This window comes from Mucilaginibacter celer, from assembly GCF_003576455.2.
Lineage (GTDB): Bacteria > Bacteroidota > Bacteroidia > Sphingobacteriales > Sphingobacteriaceae > Mucilaginibacter > Mucilaginibacter celer.
Genome location: NZ_CP032869.1, coordinates 2,506,096 through 2,519,654, shown reverse-complemented (window position 1 = coordinate 2,519,654; position 13,559 = coordinate 2,506,096). Strand labels below are relative to the sequence as shown.

General features: G+C 41.4%; 12 protein-coding genes. 7 read left to right on the top strand and 5 right to left on the bottom strand.

The window, feature by feature from the left end:
• Nucleotides 1–23 precede the first annotated feature (23 nt).
• Entirely contained in the window at nucleotides 24–482 is a 459-nt protein-coding gene (locus HYN43_RS10035) for a hypothetical protein (protein ID WP_119411566.1), read from the bottom strand.
• A gap of 170 nt (nucleotides 483–652) precedes the next feature.
• On the opposite strand from HYN43_RS10035, the gene HYN43_RS10030 reads away from it, so the two are divergent.
• Nucleotides 653–1,309, top strand: coding sequence for a hypothetical protein (locus HYN43_RS10030; protein ID WP_119411565.1), 657 nt, complete (start codon nucleotides 653–655; stop codon nucleotides 1,307–1,309).
• 70 nt (nucleotides 1,310–1,379) lie between these two features.
• Here HYN43_RS10030 and HYN43_RS10025 read toward each other — a convergent pair whose 3' ends face one another.
• Together HYN43_RS10025 and purB are read right to left on the bottom strand one after the other, a co-directional pair.
• Nucleotides 1,380–1,931, bottom strand: a complete 552-nt coding sequence (locus tag HYN43_RS10025) for a NifU family protein (RefSeq protein WP_119411564.1) — start codon at nucleotides 1,929–1,931, stop codon at nucleotides 1,380–1,382.
• A gap of 276 nt (nucleotides 1,932–2,207) precedes the next feature.
• Nucleotides 2,208–3,551: an adenylosuccinate lyase gene (gene purB, locus HYN43_RS10020; protein WP_119411563.1), complete on the bottom strand. Its 1,344-nt coding sequence runs from the start codon at nucleotides 3,549–3,551 to the stop codon at nucleotides 2,208–2,210.
• Nucleotides 3,552–3,761: 210 nt separating this feature from the next.
• Between purB and HYN43_RS10015 the strand changes: the two genes are divergently transcribed.
• The 5 genes from HYN43_RS10015 (at nucleotide 3,762) to HYN43_RS09995 (ending at nucleotide 11,004) form a co-directional block, all read left to right on the top strand.
• Nucleotides 3,762–4,373 (top strand): TetR/AcrR family transcriptional regulator, encoded by a 612-nt coding sequence (locus HYN43_RS10015; protein WP_119411562.1) that lies wholly within the window; start codon nucleotides 3,762–3,764, stop codon nucleotides 4,371–4,373.
• An 84-nt stretch (nucleotides 4,374–4,457) separates the two neighbouring features.
• The gene (locus tag HYN43_RS10010; protein WP_119411561.1) at nucleotides 4,458–5,807 is read left to right on the top strand and encodes a TolC family protein; all 1,350 of its coding nucleotides are present in this window, start codon (nucleotides 4,458–4,460) and stop codon (nucleotides 5,805–5,807) included.
• Between the two features lie 33 nt (nucleotides 5,808–5,840).
• The gene (locus HYN43_RS10005; RefSeq protein ID WP_119411680.1) at nucleotides 5,841–6,944 is read left to right on the top strand and encodes an efflux RND transporter periplasmic adaptor subunit; all 1,104 of its coding nucleotides are present in this window, start codon (nucleotides 5,841–5,843) and stop codon (nucleotides 6,942–6,944) included.
• A 25-nt stretch (nucleotides 6,945–6,969) separates the two neighbouring features.
• The gene (locus HYN43_RS10000) at nucleotides 6,970–10,392 is read left to right on the top strand and encodes an efflux RND transporter permease subunit (RefSeq protein WP_119411560.1); all 3,423 of its coding nucleotides are present in this window, start codon (nucleotides 6,970–6,972) and stop codon (nucleotides 10,390–10,392) included.
• A 126-nt stretch (nucleotides 10,393–10,518) separates the two neighbouring features.
• Nucleotides 10,519–11,004, top strand: coding sequence for a DUF4126 family protein (locus tag HYN43_RS09995; protein ID WP_119411559.1), 486 nt, complete (start codon nucleotides 10,519–10,521; stop codon nucleotides 11,002–11,004).
• On the opposite strand, the gene HYN43_RS09990 is transcribed toward HYN43_RS09995, so the two are convergent.
• Nucleotides 11,001–12,128, bottom strand: coding sequence for a mechanosensitive ion channel family protein (locus HYN43_RS09990; protein WP_119411558.1), 1,128 nt, complete (start codon nucleotides 12,126–12,128; stop codon nucleotides 11,001–11,003). The genes HYN43_RS09995 and HYN43_RS09990 overlap by 4 nt on opposite strands.
• Nucleotides 12,129–12,306: 178 nt before the next feature.
• Between HYN43_RS09990 and HYN43_RS09985 the strand changes: the two genes are divergently transcribed.
• Nucleotides 12,307–12,924 carry a TetR/AcrR family transcriptional regulator gene (locus HYN43_RS09985; RefSeq protein ID WP_119411557.1) on the top strand — a complete coding sequence of 206 codons (618 nt, stop codon included), beginning with the start codon at nucleotides 12,307–12,309 and terminating at the stop codon, nucleotides 12,922–12,924.
• Nucleotides 12,925–13,143: 219 nt separating this feature from the next.
• Here HYN43_RS09985 and HYN43_RS09980 read toward each other — a convergent pair whose 3' ends face one another.
• Nucleotides 13,144–13,554: an OsmC family protein gene (locus HYN43_RS09980; RefSeq protein ID WP_119411556.1), complete on the bottom strand. Its 411-nt coding sequence runs from the start codon at nucleotides 13,552–13,554 to the stop codon at nucleotides 13,144–13,146.
• Between the last annotated feature and the right edge of the window lie 5 nt (nucleotides 13,555–13,559).

Genomic DNA, 13,559 nt, shown 5'->3' with positions numbered 1-13,559 from the left:
GTATTTTGTGTGTATCCATACATCTACAGCAATTTTCGCAAGAGGTATGCAAATACTGCCAAGGCAAACAATGCGATCACTATCCCTAAAAAACGTACGGCGGGGCTATTTTGATCATAGGCTTTAACCGGGCGTTTTGGGGAGGGAGTTTTTTGAGTGTCGTTATTTTCTGTATTAATGTATCCCTGTTTTTGCAGATAAGCTTTCTCTTCTTCTTCATTATCAAAATGAATTTGCTTAACCTGTACCTTGATAGTTCCGTAACCGGTTTGCGTTGTGCCTCCAAACTCGGTTTTTATGGTATCAAAAACTGCATTTTCTACTGCTGTTGAAAAAACATTTTCTATGGTATCCGAAATATCATATTCCGGCTGTTTTTGATTATAAACTGTTGAGCAGTACGAGCATTTAACCGTATGATTTGTAATTACGGGTAAAACCGCTCCGCAATTTTTACAATTCGATAATTCGTTACCTCCCATGGCTTAAAATAATCAGGATAAATATAAAACTACAACCTCCGTAATTGCTGCGTTGCGACAGATTTTAAGGTTTAGATCGCTAAAATAGAAAACTTATAGTGTAATAATGATTTTTGATTTGAAGTATAAATATGTTTATTTACAGAGAGATAAACCAAAATTTCTCCCCCATGAGTATCCCGTTTAAAACAAGAGAGTTATACCCGGAGGAAGTGCGCCTTTTAAAAACATTTAAAGCGCAAAGAGAGACAGACGGCTTCAGCAAAATTAGATATTACCATTTTTTAATCGCAGCATTGCTGGGTGGATGTTTTACTTACCTCGCCGTTTTAACACAGGATAGCTTTTGGGTTTTGCCGTTTGGAACAATTGCTGTTTTTGCATTTGCCTTTATCGTTTTTACTCCTTACGAAATTTATAAATGGAAGAAAAAGAACGGGAATTTGTTGAATGAATTGAATATCCGGATTGATAAGGGCACGGTAGATACTTTTATTATTAATGCAAAGCGAATTGCAGTTGTCAAAGAGTATGATGATGAAGGCGACTTATTTATAATAGAATACGAGCCCGACAAACTTATTTACCTGTGGGATTATGATTATAATTTGCAGAAGAGATTTCCCTGCCTCGAATTTGAAATTTACGAGGAAAGCTTTTCTAAGCTTTCTGGCAGGCAGGTTTATCCCTTAAGCGAGCGTATAGCGCCTATAGTTATTGAGAAAAATGCTAAACGGAATTACCTGGATAAGTTTGGTGTTCCCGGAAATTTGGAGATAGTTGAGATCAATTTTGACAAACTGGTAGCAGATTATGCCGATGCCTGAATCATCTATAAACAAAAACGCCCCTCATTGTAATGAGAGGCGCTCGTTTATAGGAACTTAAAAATCTAAATTACAACGCTTCTGATACCACCTCAGTAACCTCAGGCACCATACGTTTCAACAAATTTTCGATACCCGCCTTAAGCGTAACGGTTGATGATGGGCAACCACTGCACGAACCGCGAAGCTCGACAGTTACCACACCCTCGTTAAACGAGCGGTAAGAGATAGCGCCGCCATCCTGCTCAACTGCCGGTCGAACGTAATCGTGCAAAATCTGCTGGATTTTAACTTCGGTTTCGGTGCCTTCAAAGTTACCGGCTTCAGCTTCTTCTTCCAGTTGGATCTTTAATTCAGATTCGATGGCGCCTTTAACAAACTCCTTCATTATCGGCTCAACATCGGCCCATTCGCTGCCTTCGGTTTTTGTAATGGTTACAAAATTGCTGGCAAAAAACACACCGTTCACAAACGAAAATTTGTACAATTCTTTTGCAAAAGGTGATTTTTCGGCACTTTCCTTAGTAGGGAAGTCAACACTGCCGTTGATAAGCAGTTTGTTAACTATGAATTTCATAGTTGCCGGGTTGGGCGTTAATTCGGTATATACGTTGATATTCATCGTTTCGTGTTTTTATTCAATCTTAATTAACAAATTTAATGAGCTTTTTTGTTAAAAGCTACCCTAAACTTTGTTATGACATTTCTTTGATGTGCAGATGATGGATGTGCAGATGTGCGAATTTCAAATGTGCAGATTATAGATGTGCAGATGCGTGAATTTCAAATGTGCAGATTAATTAAAATCAAAACATCATCTTGTATTTCATTTGCACATCTGCACATCTGAAATTTGCACATCATACATCCATCTGCACATCTGAAATTTGCACATCTGCTAAATGCCCGTATAATTTAACGGTGTTATCTTTTTCAATTCTTCCTTTACAGTATCGCTCACCTGTAGGTTGTCAACAAATTCGGCTATGGTTGTGGCGTTAATCTGTTGGTTGGTACGGGTAAGATCTTTTAAAGCTTCATAAGGGTTTGGATAACCTTCGCGCCTTAAAATGGTTTGGATGGCCTCGGCAACAACCGGCCAGTTGGCTTCCAGATCGGCATTGATAGCATCTGTATTTAACAGCAATTTATTCAAACCGCGAACGGTTGATTTGATGGCGATTAAGGTATGAGCGAATGGTACGCCGATATTTCTCAATACGGTCGAATCGGTTAAATCGCGCTGTAGCCTCGAAACAGGCAGTTTAGCAGCCAGGTGCTCGAATAAAGCATTGGCAATACCGAGGTTACCTTCCGAGTTTTCAAAATCGATAGGGTTAACTTTATGTGGCATGGCCGATGAGCCTACTTCGCCTGCTTTAATTTTTTGCTTAAAGTAGTTCATGGATATGTAGGTCCACATATCGCGGTCAAGATCTATCAGGATATTGTTGATGCGTTTCAATGCATCGCACTGCGCAGCAAAATTGTCGTAATGCTCAATTTGGGTGGTGTATTGCGAGCGTTTAAGCCCTAAAATATTATTCACAAAATTATTGCCGAATGCCTTCCAGTCGATAGCCGGGTAGGCAATGTTATGCGCATTGAAGTTACCGGTTGCGCCGCCAAACTTAGCCGAGTTAGGGATAGGCTTTAACAGCTCAACCTGTGCTTCCAGGCGCTCCACAAAAACCTCAATCTCTTTGCCCAAACGGGTTGGTGATGCAGGCTGGCCGTGTGTGTGCGCCAGCAATGGCACATTTTTCCAATCGGCAGCGAATGATTTTAAAATGGCAACAAGCTCGTTAACAGCAGGGTAGTAGCTGTTATTTAAAGCCAGTTTAAAAGTATACGGGATTGCAGTGTTATTAATATCCTGCGAGGTAAGGCCGAAGTGGATAAACTCTTTAAACGGCTCTAAACCTAATTTATCAAACTCTTTTTTAATAAAATACTCAACCGCCTTAACATCGTGATTTGTCGTTTTTTCAATCTCTTTGATACTTTCAGCGTCATCTTCCGAAAAATTCCTGTAAATGTCGCGTAACTTTTCGGATAAATTTTTATCAAAAGCCTGTAACTGAGGGAGCGGATATTCGGCAAGCGCAATGAAATATTCTATCTCAACAAACACACGGTATTTAATCAGGGCATATTCTGAAAAATATGCGGCAAGCTGGTTAGTGGTGTTTCTATAACGGCCGTCAATAGGCGAGATCGCTGAAAGTGAAGTAAGCGTCATATATATTAAAAGCGTGGGTGATAATTTTTTGCAAAGGTAATCATTTTTAAAACGCCTTTGTCCTATTAAAACCTTCGCAATTAACAACCTGAATAATAAGCTTTAATTAGATGATTTTTAAAAATGAACAAGGATTTGTAATGAAAAAGTAAAAACCGATGGAAACTTTGAAATCAAAAAATGTTTCCATAGTTTTGACCCGGAAAGTCAATGAGTCAAACAGAAAGAATTATAAAGGGAGCCGAAGACCTGTTTTTAACATCAGGGATCCGCAGTATCACCATGGATGATATTGCCCGGCACCTTGGCATGTCAAAAAAAACCATCTACCAGTTTTTCAGGGATAAAAATGAACTGGTTGTTGCGCTCACTAAAAAGAAGCTGCAGGAAGATGAAGACCAGATTAACGAGATAGAAGCAAAATCGAACAACGTGATTGAAGAAATGATCAATACCACCAAATGTTCGGAAGAGATTTTTTCCCGGATCAACCCGGTGGTAATCCATGATCTTCAGAAATATCATCCCGAAGCATGGACTGATTTTCAGAATTTCAAAGCCGATTTTTTGATTCAGAAAATGGAGCAACTTTTAACCAAAGGAATGGCGCAGGGATACATCCGTAAGGATATTGATGTGAAAATTATAGCCCGCATGCGGGTTAACCAGGTTGAACTTGGTTTTAACACTTCGATATTCCCCGTATCTGAGTTTAGCCCATGGAAGGTGCAGGTACAGTTTTTAGATCACTTTAACTATGGCATTTGTACTCTTGAAGGTTACAAACTGCTTGATGAATATAAAAAGAAGAATAATGAATAACATGCTGACATAGGGCTGTCAACCATAGCCCGAAATTTGTAGCTATCCAATTAACCGAATAATCACTCAATCACCATATATATAATGAAATATTTATTTTACACGGCAACGCTAATTTGCACCATAGCTTTTAAAAGTTACGGGCAGGAGGCGGCGCCGGCTTCGCAAACCTATAATTTTAGCGTGCTGGATTGTGTTAATTATGCCTACGAGCATCAAAACACGGTGGTAAATGCTGCCCTCGATATCAAAAGCGCCGAATATAAGGTTAAAGAAACAACAGGGATAGGTTTACCGCAAATAAACGGTACGGCTTCTTTTCAGGATTATTTAAAAATCCCGACCACGTTGTTACCGGGCGAGTTTTTTGGCGCTCCCGGAACTTTTGTGCCGGTTAAGTTTGGGGTAAAATATCAATCAAACCTCGGCGTAAGTTTAAACCAGATTTTGTTTAATGGCAGCTACCTGGTTGGCTTGCAGGCATCAAAAACCTATCGCGAACTTTCGCAGCGCAACTACACCCGCTCAAAAATTACGGCAAATGTGGCTGTTACCAAAGCCTATTACCAGGTATTGGTAAGCAATGAGCAAATAAAGCTTTATGATGCCAATATTGCCCAGTTAAAACAACAGGTTGACCAAACCGTAGCCCAAAACAAACAGGGCTTTGTTGAAAAAATTGATGTTGACCGTATCAGCGTTCAATATAATAACCTAATAACCAACCGCGAAAACGTGGTACGATCGTTGGCATTAAATTATGAGTTGTTGAAATTTCAGATGGGAATGCCGATAGATAACAACCTTGTGCTTACCGATAAGCTCAATGATATCAATTTAGATAACAATGTAGCCGAAATGACTACCGATACCGGTTTTTACCACAATCGTATTGAGTATGCTTTACAGGAAACTACCAAAAAACTGAACGAGCTCGACCTGAAAAACAAGAAATCAACCTACTTGCCATCGCTTAACGCAAACGGCAGCTACTCGGCATCGTACCAGGATAATAACTTCAGTAAACTTTACAGCCAGGTTTTCCCTTCAAGCTATATTGGTTTAACGCTAAATGTGCCCATTTTTAGCGGAGGCCAAAGGCTTAACCAGGTAAGGCAGGCAAAAATTGAAGTTCAAAAATCAAGCAACGATCTGGCTAATCTGAAAAACACCATTAATCTTGATGCTAAGGTGGCGGCCGTATCATACATTAACGGTTTGCAAAGCCTTAATAACCAAAAACGTAACCAGGTACTGGCGCTTGAAGTATTACGCGTAGCCAAAATAAAATACCAAACGGGTGTAGGCTCAAGCATTGAGGTTACACAGGCGCAAACCGCTTTAGAAAGTGCCGATAATAACTATATACAAAGCCTTTACGATGCAATGGTAAGCAAAGTTGATTTGGATAAAGCTTACGGACGAATTAAATAACAACAACACTAAACTCACGATATAACAATGAAAATGAAAAAATTTATATACATACCATTCCTGGTTTTACTGGCTGCCTGCGCGGGTAAACCAAAAGATAAAAAAGCCGAACTTGACGAGCTGAAAAAGCAACAGGCCGACCTTAATACAAAAATTACAAAGCTGCAGGCCGACATTGGCACCACCGATTCGGCAAAAACAACCGATGTTAGCGTTACTGAAGTAAAAGACGGCAGCTTTACCAATTATGTGCAGATACAGGGTAAAATAGATGCGCAGGATAACGTAACTACTTATCCGCAAACGCCGGCAACAATTACAGCTATTTATGTAAAGCCGGGCCAGCATGTAAGCAAGGGCCAGGTATTGGCACAACTGGATAACAGTGTAATGCAGCAAAATATAGCACAATATGAAGCACAGGTGAGCCTTAATCAGCAATTATTTGATCGCCAGAAAAACCTGTGGGATCAGAAAATTGGCACCGAGGTTCAATATCTGCAGGCTCAGACGGCATTGCAGGCCAGCAAGAAAGCTTTGGAGGCGCAAAAAAAGCAATCGGCTTTGTTCCGTATAGTATCGCCTATTAATGGTACTGTAGATCAGATGGATTTGAAAGTAGGCCAGTACGCTCAACCAAACCAAACCGGGATCCGCATTGTAAACGCCGACGCATTGAAAGTAAAGGCTGATGTTCCCGAATCATACGCCGCAAGTGTAAATACCGGTAACGACGTTCAGATCCTATTCCCGGATGCAAAAGACTCATTGGTTACCAAAGTAACCTTTGCTGCCAAAGCAATCGACCCAACATCGCGCAGTTTTGGCGTAGAGATTAAATTACCGCAGCGCAGCTCGCTTCGCCCTAATATGACGGCTATTTTGAAAATTGCTAATTACTCAAAATCAAACACTATTGCGGTACCTGTTAAAGCCATCCAGAAATCTGAGAACGGTGATTATGTTTTTGTTAACCAAAATGGCGTGGCCAAACAGGTAAACGTAAAATCGGGCGTTACGTACAATGGCAAAACCGAGATCCTGTCGGGCCTGAAAGCCGGCGACAAGCTGGTTGTTGAAGGCGCTACCGAGATTGAAGATGGCGACAAGATCAAAGTTGTTCAATCGGCCAATTAGTTATTAACCTAATGATCTGTTCATTATGAAAGATGTAAAAAAAGAATTTGGCCCCTCAAGCTGGGCCATTGATAACAAAACGGCCATTTATGTGCTCATGTTTTTGATTACGGTGCTGGGCATTGTAAGCTATAACCGTTTGCCAAAGGAGAATTTTCCGGATATCGCGCAATCAAAGGTATTTGTTACTACGCCGTTTTTGGGGCAGTCGCCGCAGAATATAGAAAACCTGGTTACCAGGCAAATTGAAAAACGTTTAAAATCGTTAAAGGGTCTGAAAAAAGTAACGTCCAATTCTATTCAGAATGCCTCGGTAATTACCGCCGAGTTTAATGCCGATATCGATATTAAGGATGCAAAAACAGACGTGAAAGAGGCTGTTGATAAAGCCAAGCAGGATTTGCCTCAAAACGATCCCAACCTTAAAGAATCAAATATTACCGATATCAACGTGGCTGATCTCCCAATCCTGTATATTAATATTTCGGGAAATTACGAGCTGAAAAGGCTTAAGGAGTATGCCGATGTGCTTAAAGACGAGATTGAGGGCTTTAAGGAAATATCCAAGGTAGATGAAGTAGGTGCTCTTACGCCCGAAATTCAGATTAATGTTGATATTAATAAAATGGCTGCCGCACAGCTTACTTTTGGCGATATCACTACGGCTGTTGGTAATGAAAATATATTGGCTTCAACCGGTACCATCAAAACGGATGGTGTACGCCGCACCATAGATATTAAGCAGGATTTTAAGAATGCTGATGAGGTGAGGGCAATGGTGATCCGTAACCCTAAAGGGCAACCGATATATCTGCGTGATATTGCCGAGGTTAAGGATTCGTTTTTGGAGCAGGAAAGTTATGCGCGTTTAAAAACCAATGCCAACCCCAATTTTAAAAATGTAATTACGCTTAACGTTAGTAAGCGCTCGGGCGAGAACCTCATCGAGGCATCAGATAAAATCAATGATCTGATTAAGCTTAAGCAGAAAACAGTTTTCCCTAAAGGTCTGGATATTACTGTAACAGGCGATCAGTCGGACAAAACCCGTACAACACTTAACGATTTGATTAACACTATCGTTATCGGCTTTTTACTGGTTACCATTATCCTGATGTTTTTTATGGGAACTACCAACGCTATTTTCGTGGCTTTATCGGTTCCGCTGTCATGTTTTATCGCCTTCCTGGTAATGCCGGCTATAGGCTTTACGTTAAACATGATTGTGCTGTTCTCGTTCCTGTTAGCCCTCGGTATTGTTGTGGATGATGCAATTGTGGTTATTGAAAATACCCACCGTATTTTTGCAAACGGTAAAGTACCCATTAAAGAAGCCGCTAAAATGGCTGCGGGCGAAGTATTCCTTCCGGTATTTTCCGGTACAATGACTACGCTGGCTCCCTTTGTTCCGCTGGCTTTCTGGAACAGTTTGATAGGCCACTTCATGTTCTTCCTGCCCATAACGCTAATTATTACTTTGTTGGCGTCGCTGGTGGTAGCTTACATTATTAACCCGGTATTTGCGGTTGATTTTATGAGGCCACATCACGATGGGGAGCATGATAACCCTAAGTTTGACAGGCCTACAACCCGTGGATTGATATTTTTGGCGATTGCTACTGTGATTGGCTACTTAATAAATGTGGGTTTCGGCAACCTGATGGTGCTGATAACTGTGTTGTACCTGATAAACCATTTCTTCCTGTTGAGGATAATTGACAGGTTTCAGAAAAATGCCTGGCCAAAATTTCAAAACTGGTATGCTAAGTGGCTTGAACGGGCAGTAAAACGACCAATTACAGTTTTGATTGGAACCATTGCTTTATTTGCATTCGCTATCTTTTTAATGGGGGTACGCGGCAAAACGCCCGAATTCTTCCCATCGGCAGATCCAAATTTCGCTTATGTATATATTACGCTGCCAATTGGTACCGATCAGGCCTATACCAACGACGTTACACGCCAGATAGAGAAAAAGGTAGCTAACGTTGTTGAACCCGATAAAGACATTGTATCGTCGGTTATCTCAAACGTTACTAAAGGTGTTGTTGACCCGACCGATGAGGATCAAAGCGATTATCAGAATAAAGGAAAGGTAACCGTGGCTTTTGTTGAGTTTGGTAAGCGAAACGGCAAAGACACCAAGGCCATCGTAAAGCGGATTCGCGATGCGGTGCAAGGGATACCCGGTGCCAAAATATCTGTAACCCAGGAAAATAGCGGACCACCGGTACAAAAAGATATCAGCATTGAAATTGTAGGCGATAATATCGATACCTTGGTAAAAACAGGTAACCGTCTTAAAAATTATCTTGCCAAACAAAATATAGCAGGTATTGAAAATCTTATTGCCGATGTACAAAGCGATAAGCCCGAAATTGTTTTTGATGTTGACAGAGAACGTGCAAACAGAGAGGGTATTTCGTCCGGGCAAATAACGGATAACCTGGTAACTGCGATACTTGGTAAAAAGGCCGGCGACTATAGAAACACTAAGGAAGATGACTACCAGATAAAGGTAAGAGCTTTGGAAGACCAGCGAGGTAATATCGACGAGATCAAAAACCTCAAGATCACTTACCGTGATATGGCCATGAACGGAACTATCCGCCAGGTGCCTATTTCGGCTTTCAGCGATATCCGTTACACAACAACTTATAGTAATATCAAGCGTAAACAACAGCGCAGGGTGTTAACCCTCGGTTCGAATGTTATTAAACCTAATAACCCTAACGAAGTTAACGCCAACATATTAAAAGCCATCAATAACTTTAAAAAACCAGATAACGTAATTATCCGCCAGGGTGGTGGCCAGGAAGACCAGATGGAAGCCATGACCTTCCTGCTTTCGGCGCTTGCTGTATCGTTCGGGTTGATCCTGATCATTTTGATGATCCAGTTTAACTCTATCGGCAAAACGCTCATCATCATCAGCGAGATCTTCTTCAGTATCATCGGTGTATTGCTTGGCGTAAGCGTATTCGGTATGACGATGTCTATCGTAATGACGGGCATCGGCATCATTGCGCTGGCAGGTGTGGTGGTACGTAACGGGATCTTATTGGTAGAGTTTACCGATATGCTGCTTGAACAGGGCGTAAGCATTCATGATGCCGTAGTTGAAGCCGGCCATACCCGTATGACGCCGGTATTGTTAACTGCAACTGCAGCCATTTTAGGTTTGATTCCGCTGGCAGTGGGCTTTAATATCGACTTTGTGGGCCTGTTTACTCATTTCGAACCGCACATTCACTTCGGTGGTGATAACGTAGCCTTCTGGGGACCATTAGCCTGGACAATGATCTTTGGTTTAGGCTTCGCAACCATTATTACCCTGATCCTGGTGCCGTGTTTGTACCTCATCCGTTATAATTTAAAAGCAAGATTGTTCGGAAAAAAATCTGTTGAGCAAAAACATGCAGCAGTTTTTGAAACCGAAGCGGTATAAATTTTAATACAATAAACAAAAACAGCCGCACCCTTTTTAGTGCGGCTGTTTTTGTTTAAGGGATAAATATTGATTGATCTATCAGAACATAAGTAGACGCTTGCGGTTATTCAAAGTAAATGCTTCATGAAATTAATCACAACGAAACAAACCTTACAGGCGATAGTATTGGGCATCTTAGCCGGGATGCGCACTTCGGCAGCGCCAGTTGCGGTAACTCATATACTCAGCAGAAAGAAATCAAGGCACATTAGTAATTCGCCTTTAAATTTTATGCAATCGCCAACACTCGCAACTGTGCTTAAAATAACAGCTGTAAGCGAATTGGTAGTTGATAAATTGCCCTCAACCCCTAACCGTATCGAACCCGCAGGTGTTGCCGGGAGAGGTTTATCCGGAGCATTGGCCGGTGCCGCTATTTTTAAAGCTGCCGGCGGCAATGTTTGGCAAGGTGCTTTTGCCGGTGGTATTACTGCAGTTGCTTCAACCTATGCAAGTTACTGGCTACGCAAAAACTTTGTTAAAAGCAGCGGCATAGCCGATCCGGTGATTGGTGGTATTGAAGATGTAATTACCATAGGAGCCGGCATAGCCCTCTGCAATAATGCCTAATTCCCCGCCTGCGGTTGAACATATTTTTCGAGGCCACCGGGGATATTGATCTCATTGCGGGATCGCGGTAAACTACCTGGATAGTTTTTCTGAATAAATGTGATGAGATTTTCGCGAATATAACAACGCAGATCAAAGGCATTAGATGAAGTTCCGGCGCTCATCAACACCCGGATCTCGATGGTATGTTCCTTAACGTCCGTTACCTGTACTACCTTAACCCGTTTATCCCACAGCGGGGATAAAACAATAAGCCGTTCAAATTCATCGCGGATCGCATCTACGGGTACGGTATGATCCATGTATAAGAACACAGTGCCCAGGATATCGGCCGATGTGCGCGTCCAGTTTTGAAAAGGCTTTTGGATAAAGTAGTTGATAGGGAGGATGAGTCTGCGCTCATCCCATATTTTTAATACCACATAAGTGAGCGTAATTTCTTCCACGCGTCCCCATTCGCCCTCAACAACCAGCACATCATCAATGCGAATGGGCTGCGTAAAAGCTATCTGGAAACCGGCCAGTAAGTTACCTAATGAATTTTGTGCTGCAAAGCCCACAATAATACCGCCGATACCCACACCGGTAAGCAAGCCAGTACCAATTTTACGCATGCTTTCAAAACTGAGCAGGATAACGGCGATGGTTAAAAAAATGATGGTTACCACAATAATTTTCCGGATAAACTGGATCTGCGTGCGCACTTTTCGCTCTTTCAGGTTATCTACCTTGTTCAAATCATAAGTGTGATAAATATAATCCTCTAAAATTCGTACCGAACGCACAAGCAGGCCCGCGAAGGATATGGTAAGTAAAATCTCGAAGGTTTTATCCAGCGGTTTGTAATATACCGGGTTCATCCGCATCAGGGGCGATAATATGTTAAACAGGAAAAGAGGGATAAAATAAGCCACCGCCGGCCCAAGGTTAACCAAAATAGAGCGAAGAATGGAGTAGGAGGTATCGGCTTTTTTGGCATACAATTTAAACAGCCGGGTTATAATGAACTTAATGATAAGCCCTACAAGCAGGGCGACAGTGGCAATGATCAGGTTCCATACAAACGATGGGATGCGCTGTGAAAATTCGACCAGGTTAGGGGGGAGGCTGTTTTCAATGTTCATACCAAAGGCAAAGTTTTTACACAGTAAAATAGTTGGAATGTAAAATTGTTTTAGCAAAGAGTAGGGTATGGAGTATAACAAGTTATGTTTAATGAATTTTTGATAGTTTTGTTAAAAAAGTCAGGAAATCGATTGTGCCGGCTTTTGTTTACCTGTTTAAATATAATTTAACTATCACATGGCAGCAGCTAATGACCAGCAGGATATAAAAAGGGAAAAGATTTTAGAGGCCTCGCATCAGCGCTTTTTACATTACGGCTATTCAAAAACCACCATGAATGAGATTGCCGGCGATCTCTCGATGTCAAAAGCTTTGCTTTATTATTATTTCCCCGATAAAAGCCAGCTGTACATCGCGGTAATGCGTAAGCTTGCCAGTGATTATCTGAAAACACTCGAAGCCAGGATCAACACTTTCAGCAATTTAAAGGAGGCTTTCACGTTCCAGGTAAATACGCATCACGAGTTTATCGTGAACAATTATAATTTTTTCGATTTTTTCAGGCTTAACGAACAAAACCTGCCCGAAGCAATATGGCAAATAGTTGGTGAAGTGCACGCTACCGAATTAAGCCTGTTAAGCAATGCCATCAAAACCGAAGTTGAAAAGGGCACCATAAAACCCATTAACAATCCCGATGAAGTGGTTGATGTGCTGATGGATGCCTTACACGGTATCAGGGTTGGCGCTATCTCTCAAAAGAAAACCAACTTCCCCCGAAAAGAACATCTGGAAGAAATTCATACCAAAAAGCTGTTACTGGTTGATATTTTTATCAAAGGATTGATGTATTAGTCATCTCAGGGTATAAAAACCCAGTACTGTCAGTTAGTCGTCAAAAAGGAGCGGCGGGGTGAATCCGACTTATTATTTATAGATAACTTTGTACCTACAATAATTTAACAGCGGGTAAATACCTGCTAATCAAAATTATTTATACTAAAATACTTCTTTTTTAAGAGGTGATTGTTTTAGAGTGATTTGGCCGGCGTGATTTTTTTACGCCGGCTTTTTTTATACTATGGTAGTATTAATAGCGATGCTGCCGGTTAAAATTTTGTGAACCGGGCATGCGTTTGCAATTTTCAGTAACCTGTCGTGCTGTTCATCGTTCACCTCTCCCTTAAAACTCAGTTTGGTTTCTATACGGGTACCGTTTTGGGTTTTAAACATTTCAATATCAGCCTTAATCTCTTCTATCGGCCACATTTTGCGGTTAATGTACATGCGCAGCGTGATAACTGTACAGCTTGCCAAACTTGCCAACAACAGGCTAAACGGATCCATGCCGGTGTTTGTACCCCCGGCACTCATAGGTTCATCAGCTACAATAGCATGCCCGCCGCTGTTAACCACGGTTTGGTATTGAGTACGGCCAATTAATGCGCTGGCGCTTTCTATTAACTCCATTGCGGGATCCTCCATAAATT

Bases quoted from the DNA above. Each gene is read 5' to 3' on its own strand.
- HYN43_RS10005 (WP_119411680.1), top strand. From the start codon at position 5,841: ATGAAAAAATTTATATACATACCATTCCTGGTTTTACTGGCTGCCTGC.
- HYN43_RS10010 (WP_119411561.1), top strand. From the start codon at position 4,458: ATGAAATATTTATTTTACACGGCAACGCTAATTTGCACCATAGCTTTT.
- HYN43_RS10025 (WP_119411564.1), bottom strand. From the start codon at position 1,931: ATGAATATCAACGTATATACCGAATTAACGCCCAACCCGGCAACTATG.
- HYN43_RS10000 (WP_119411560.1), top strand. From the start codon at position 6,970: ATGAAAGATGTAAAAAAAGAATTTGGCCCCTCAAGCTGGGCCATTGAT.
- HYN43_RS09985 (WP_119411557.1), top strand. From the start codon at position 12,307: ATGGCAGCAGCTAATGACCAGCAGGATATAAAAAGGGAAAAGATTTTA.
- HYN43_RS10035 (WP_119411566.1), bottom strand. From the start codon at position 482: ATGGGAGGTAACGAATTATCGAATTGTAAAAATTGCGGAGCGGTTTTA.
- HYN43_RS09990 (WP_119411558.1), bottom strand. From the start codon at position 12,128: ATGAACATTGAAAACAGCCTCCCCCCTAACCTGGTCGAATTTTCACAG.
- HYN43_RS09995 (WP_119411559.1), top strand. From the start codon at position 10,519: ATGAAATTAATCACAACGAAACAAACCTTACAGGCGATAGTATTGGGC.
- HYN43_RS10015 (WP_119411562.1), top strand. From the start codon at position 3,762: ATGAGTCAAACAGAAAGAATTATAAAGGGAGCCGAAGACCTGTTTTTA.
- HYN43_RS10030 (WP_119411565.1), top strand. From the start codon at position 653: ATGAGTATCCCGTTTAAAACAAGAGAGTTATACCCGGAGGAAGTGCGC.
- HYN43_RS09980 (WP_119411556.1), bottom strand. From the start codon at position 13,554: ATGGAGGATCCCGCAATGGAGTTAATAGAAAGCGCCAGCGCATTAATT.
- purB (WP_119411563.1), bottom strand. From the start codon at position 3,551: ATGACGCTTACTTCACTTTCAGCGATCTCGCCTATTGACGGCCGTTAT.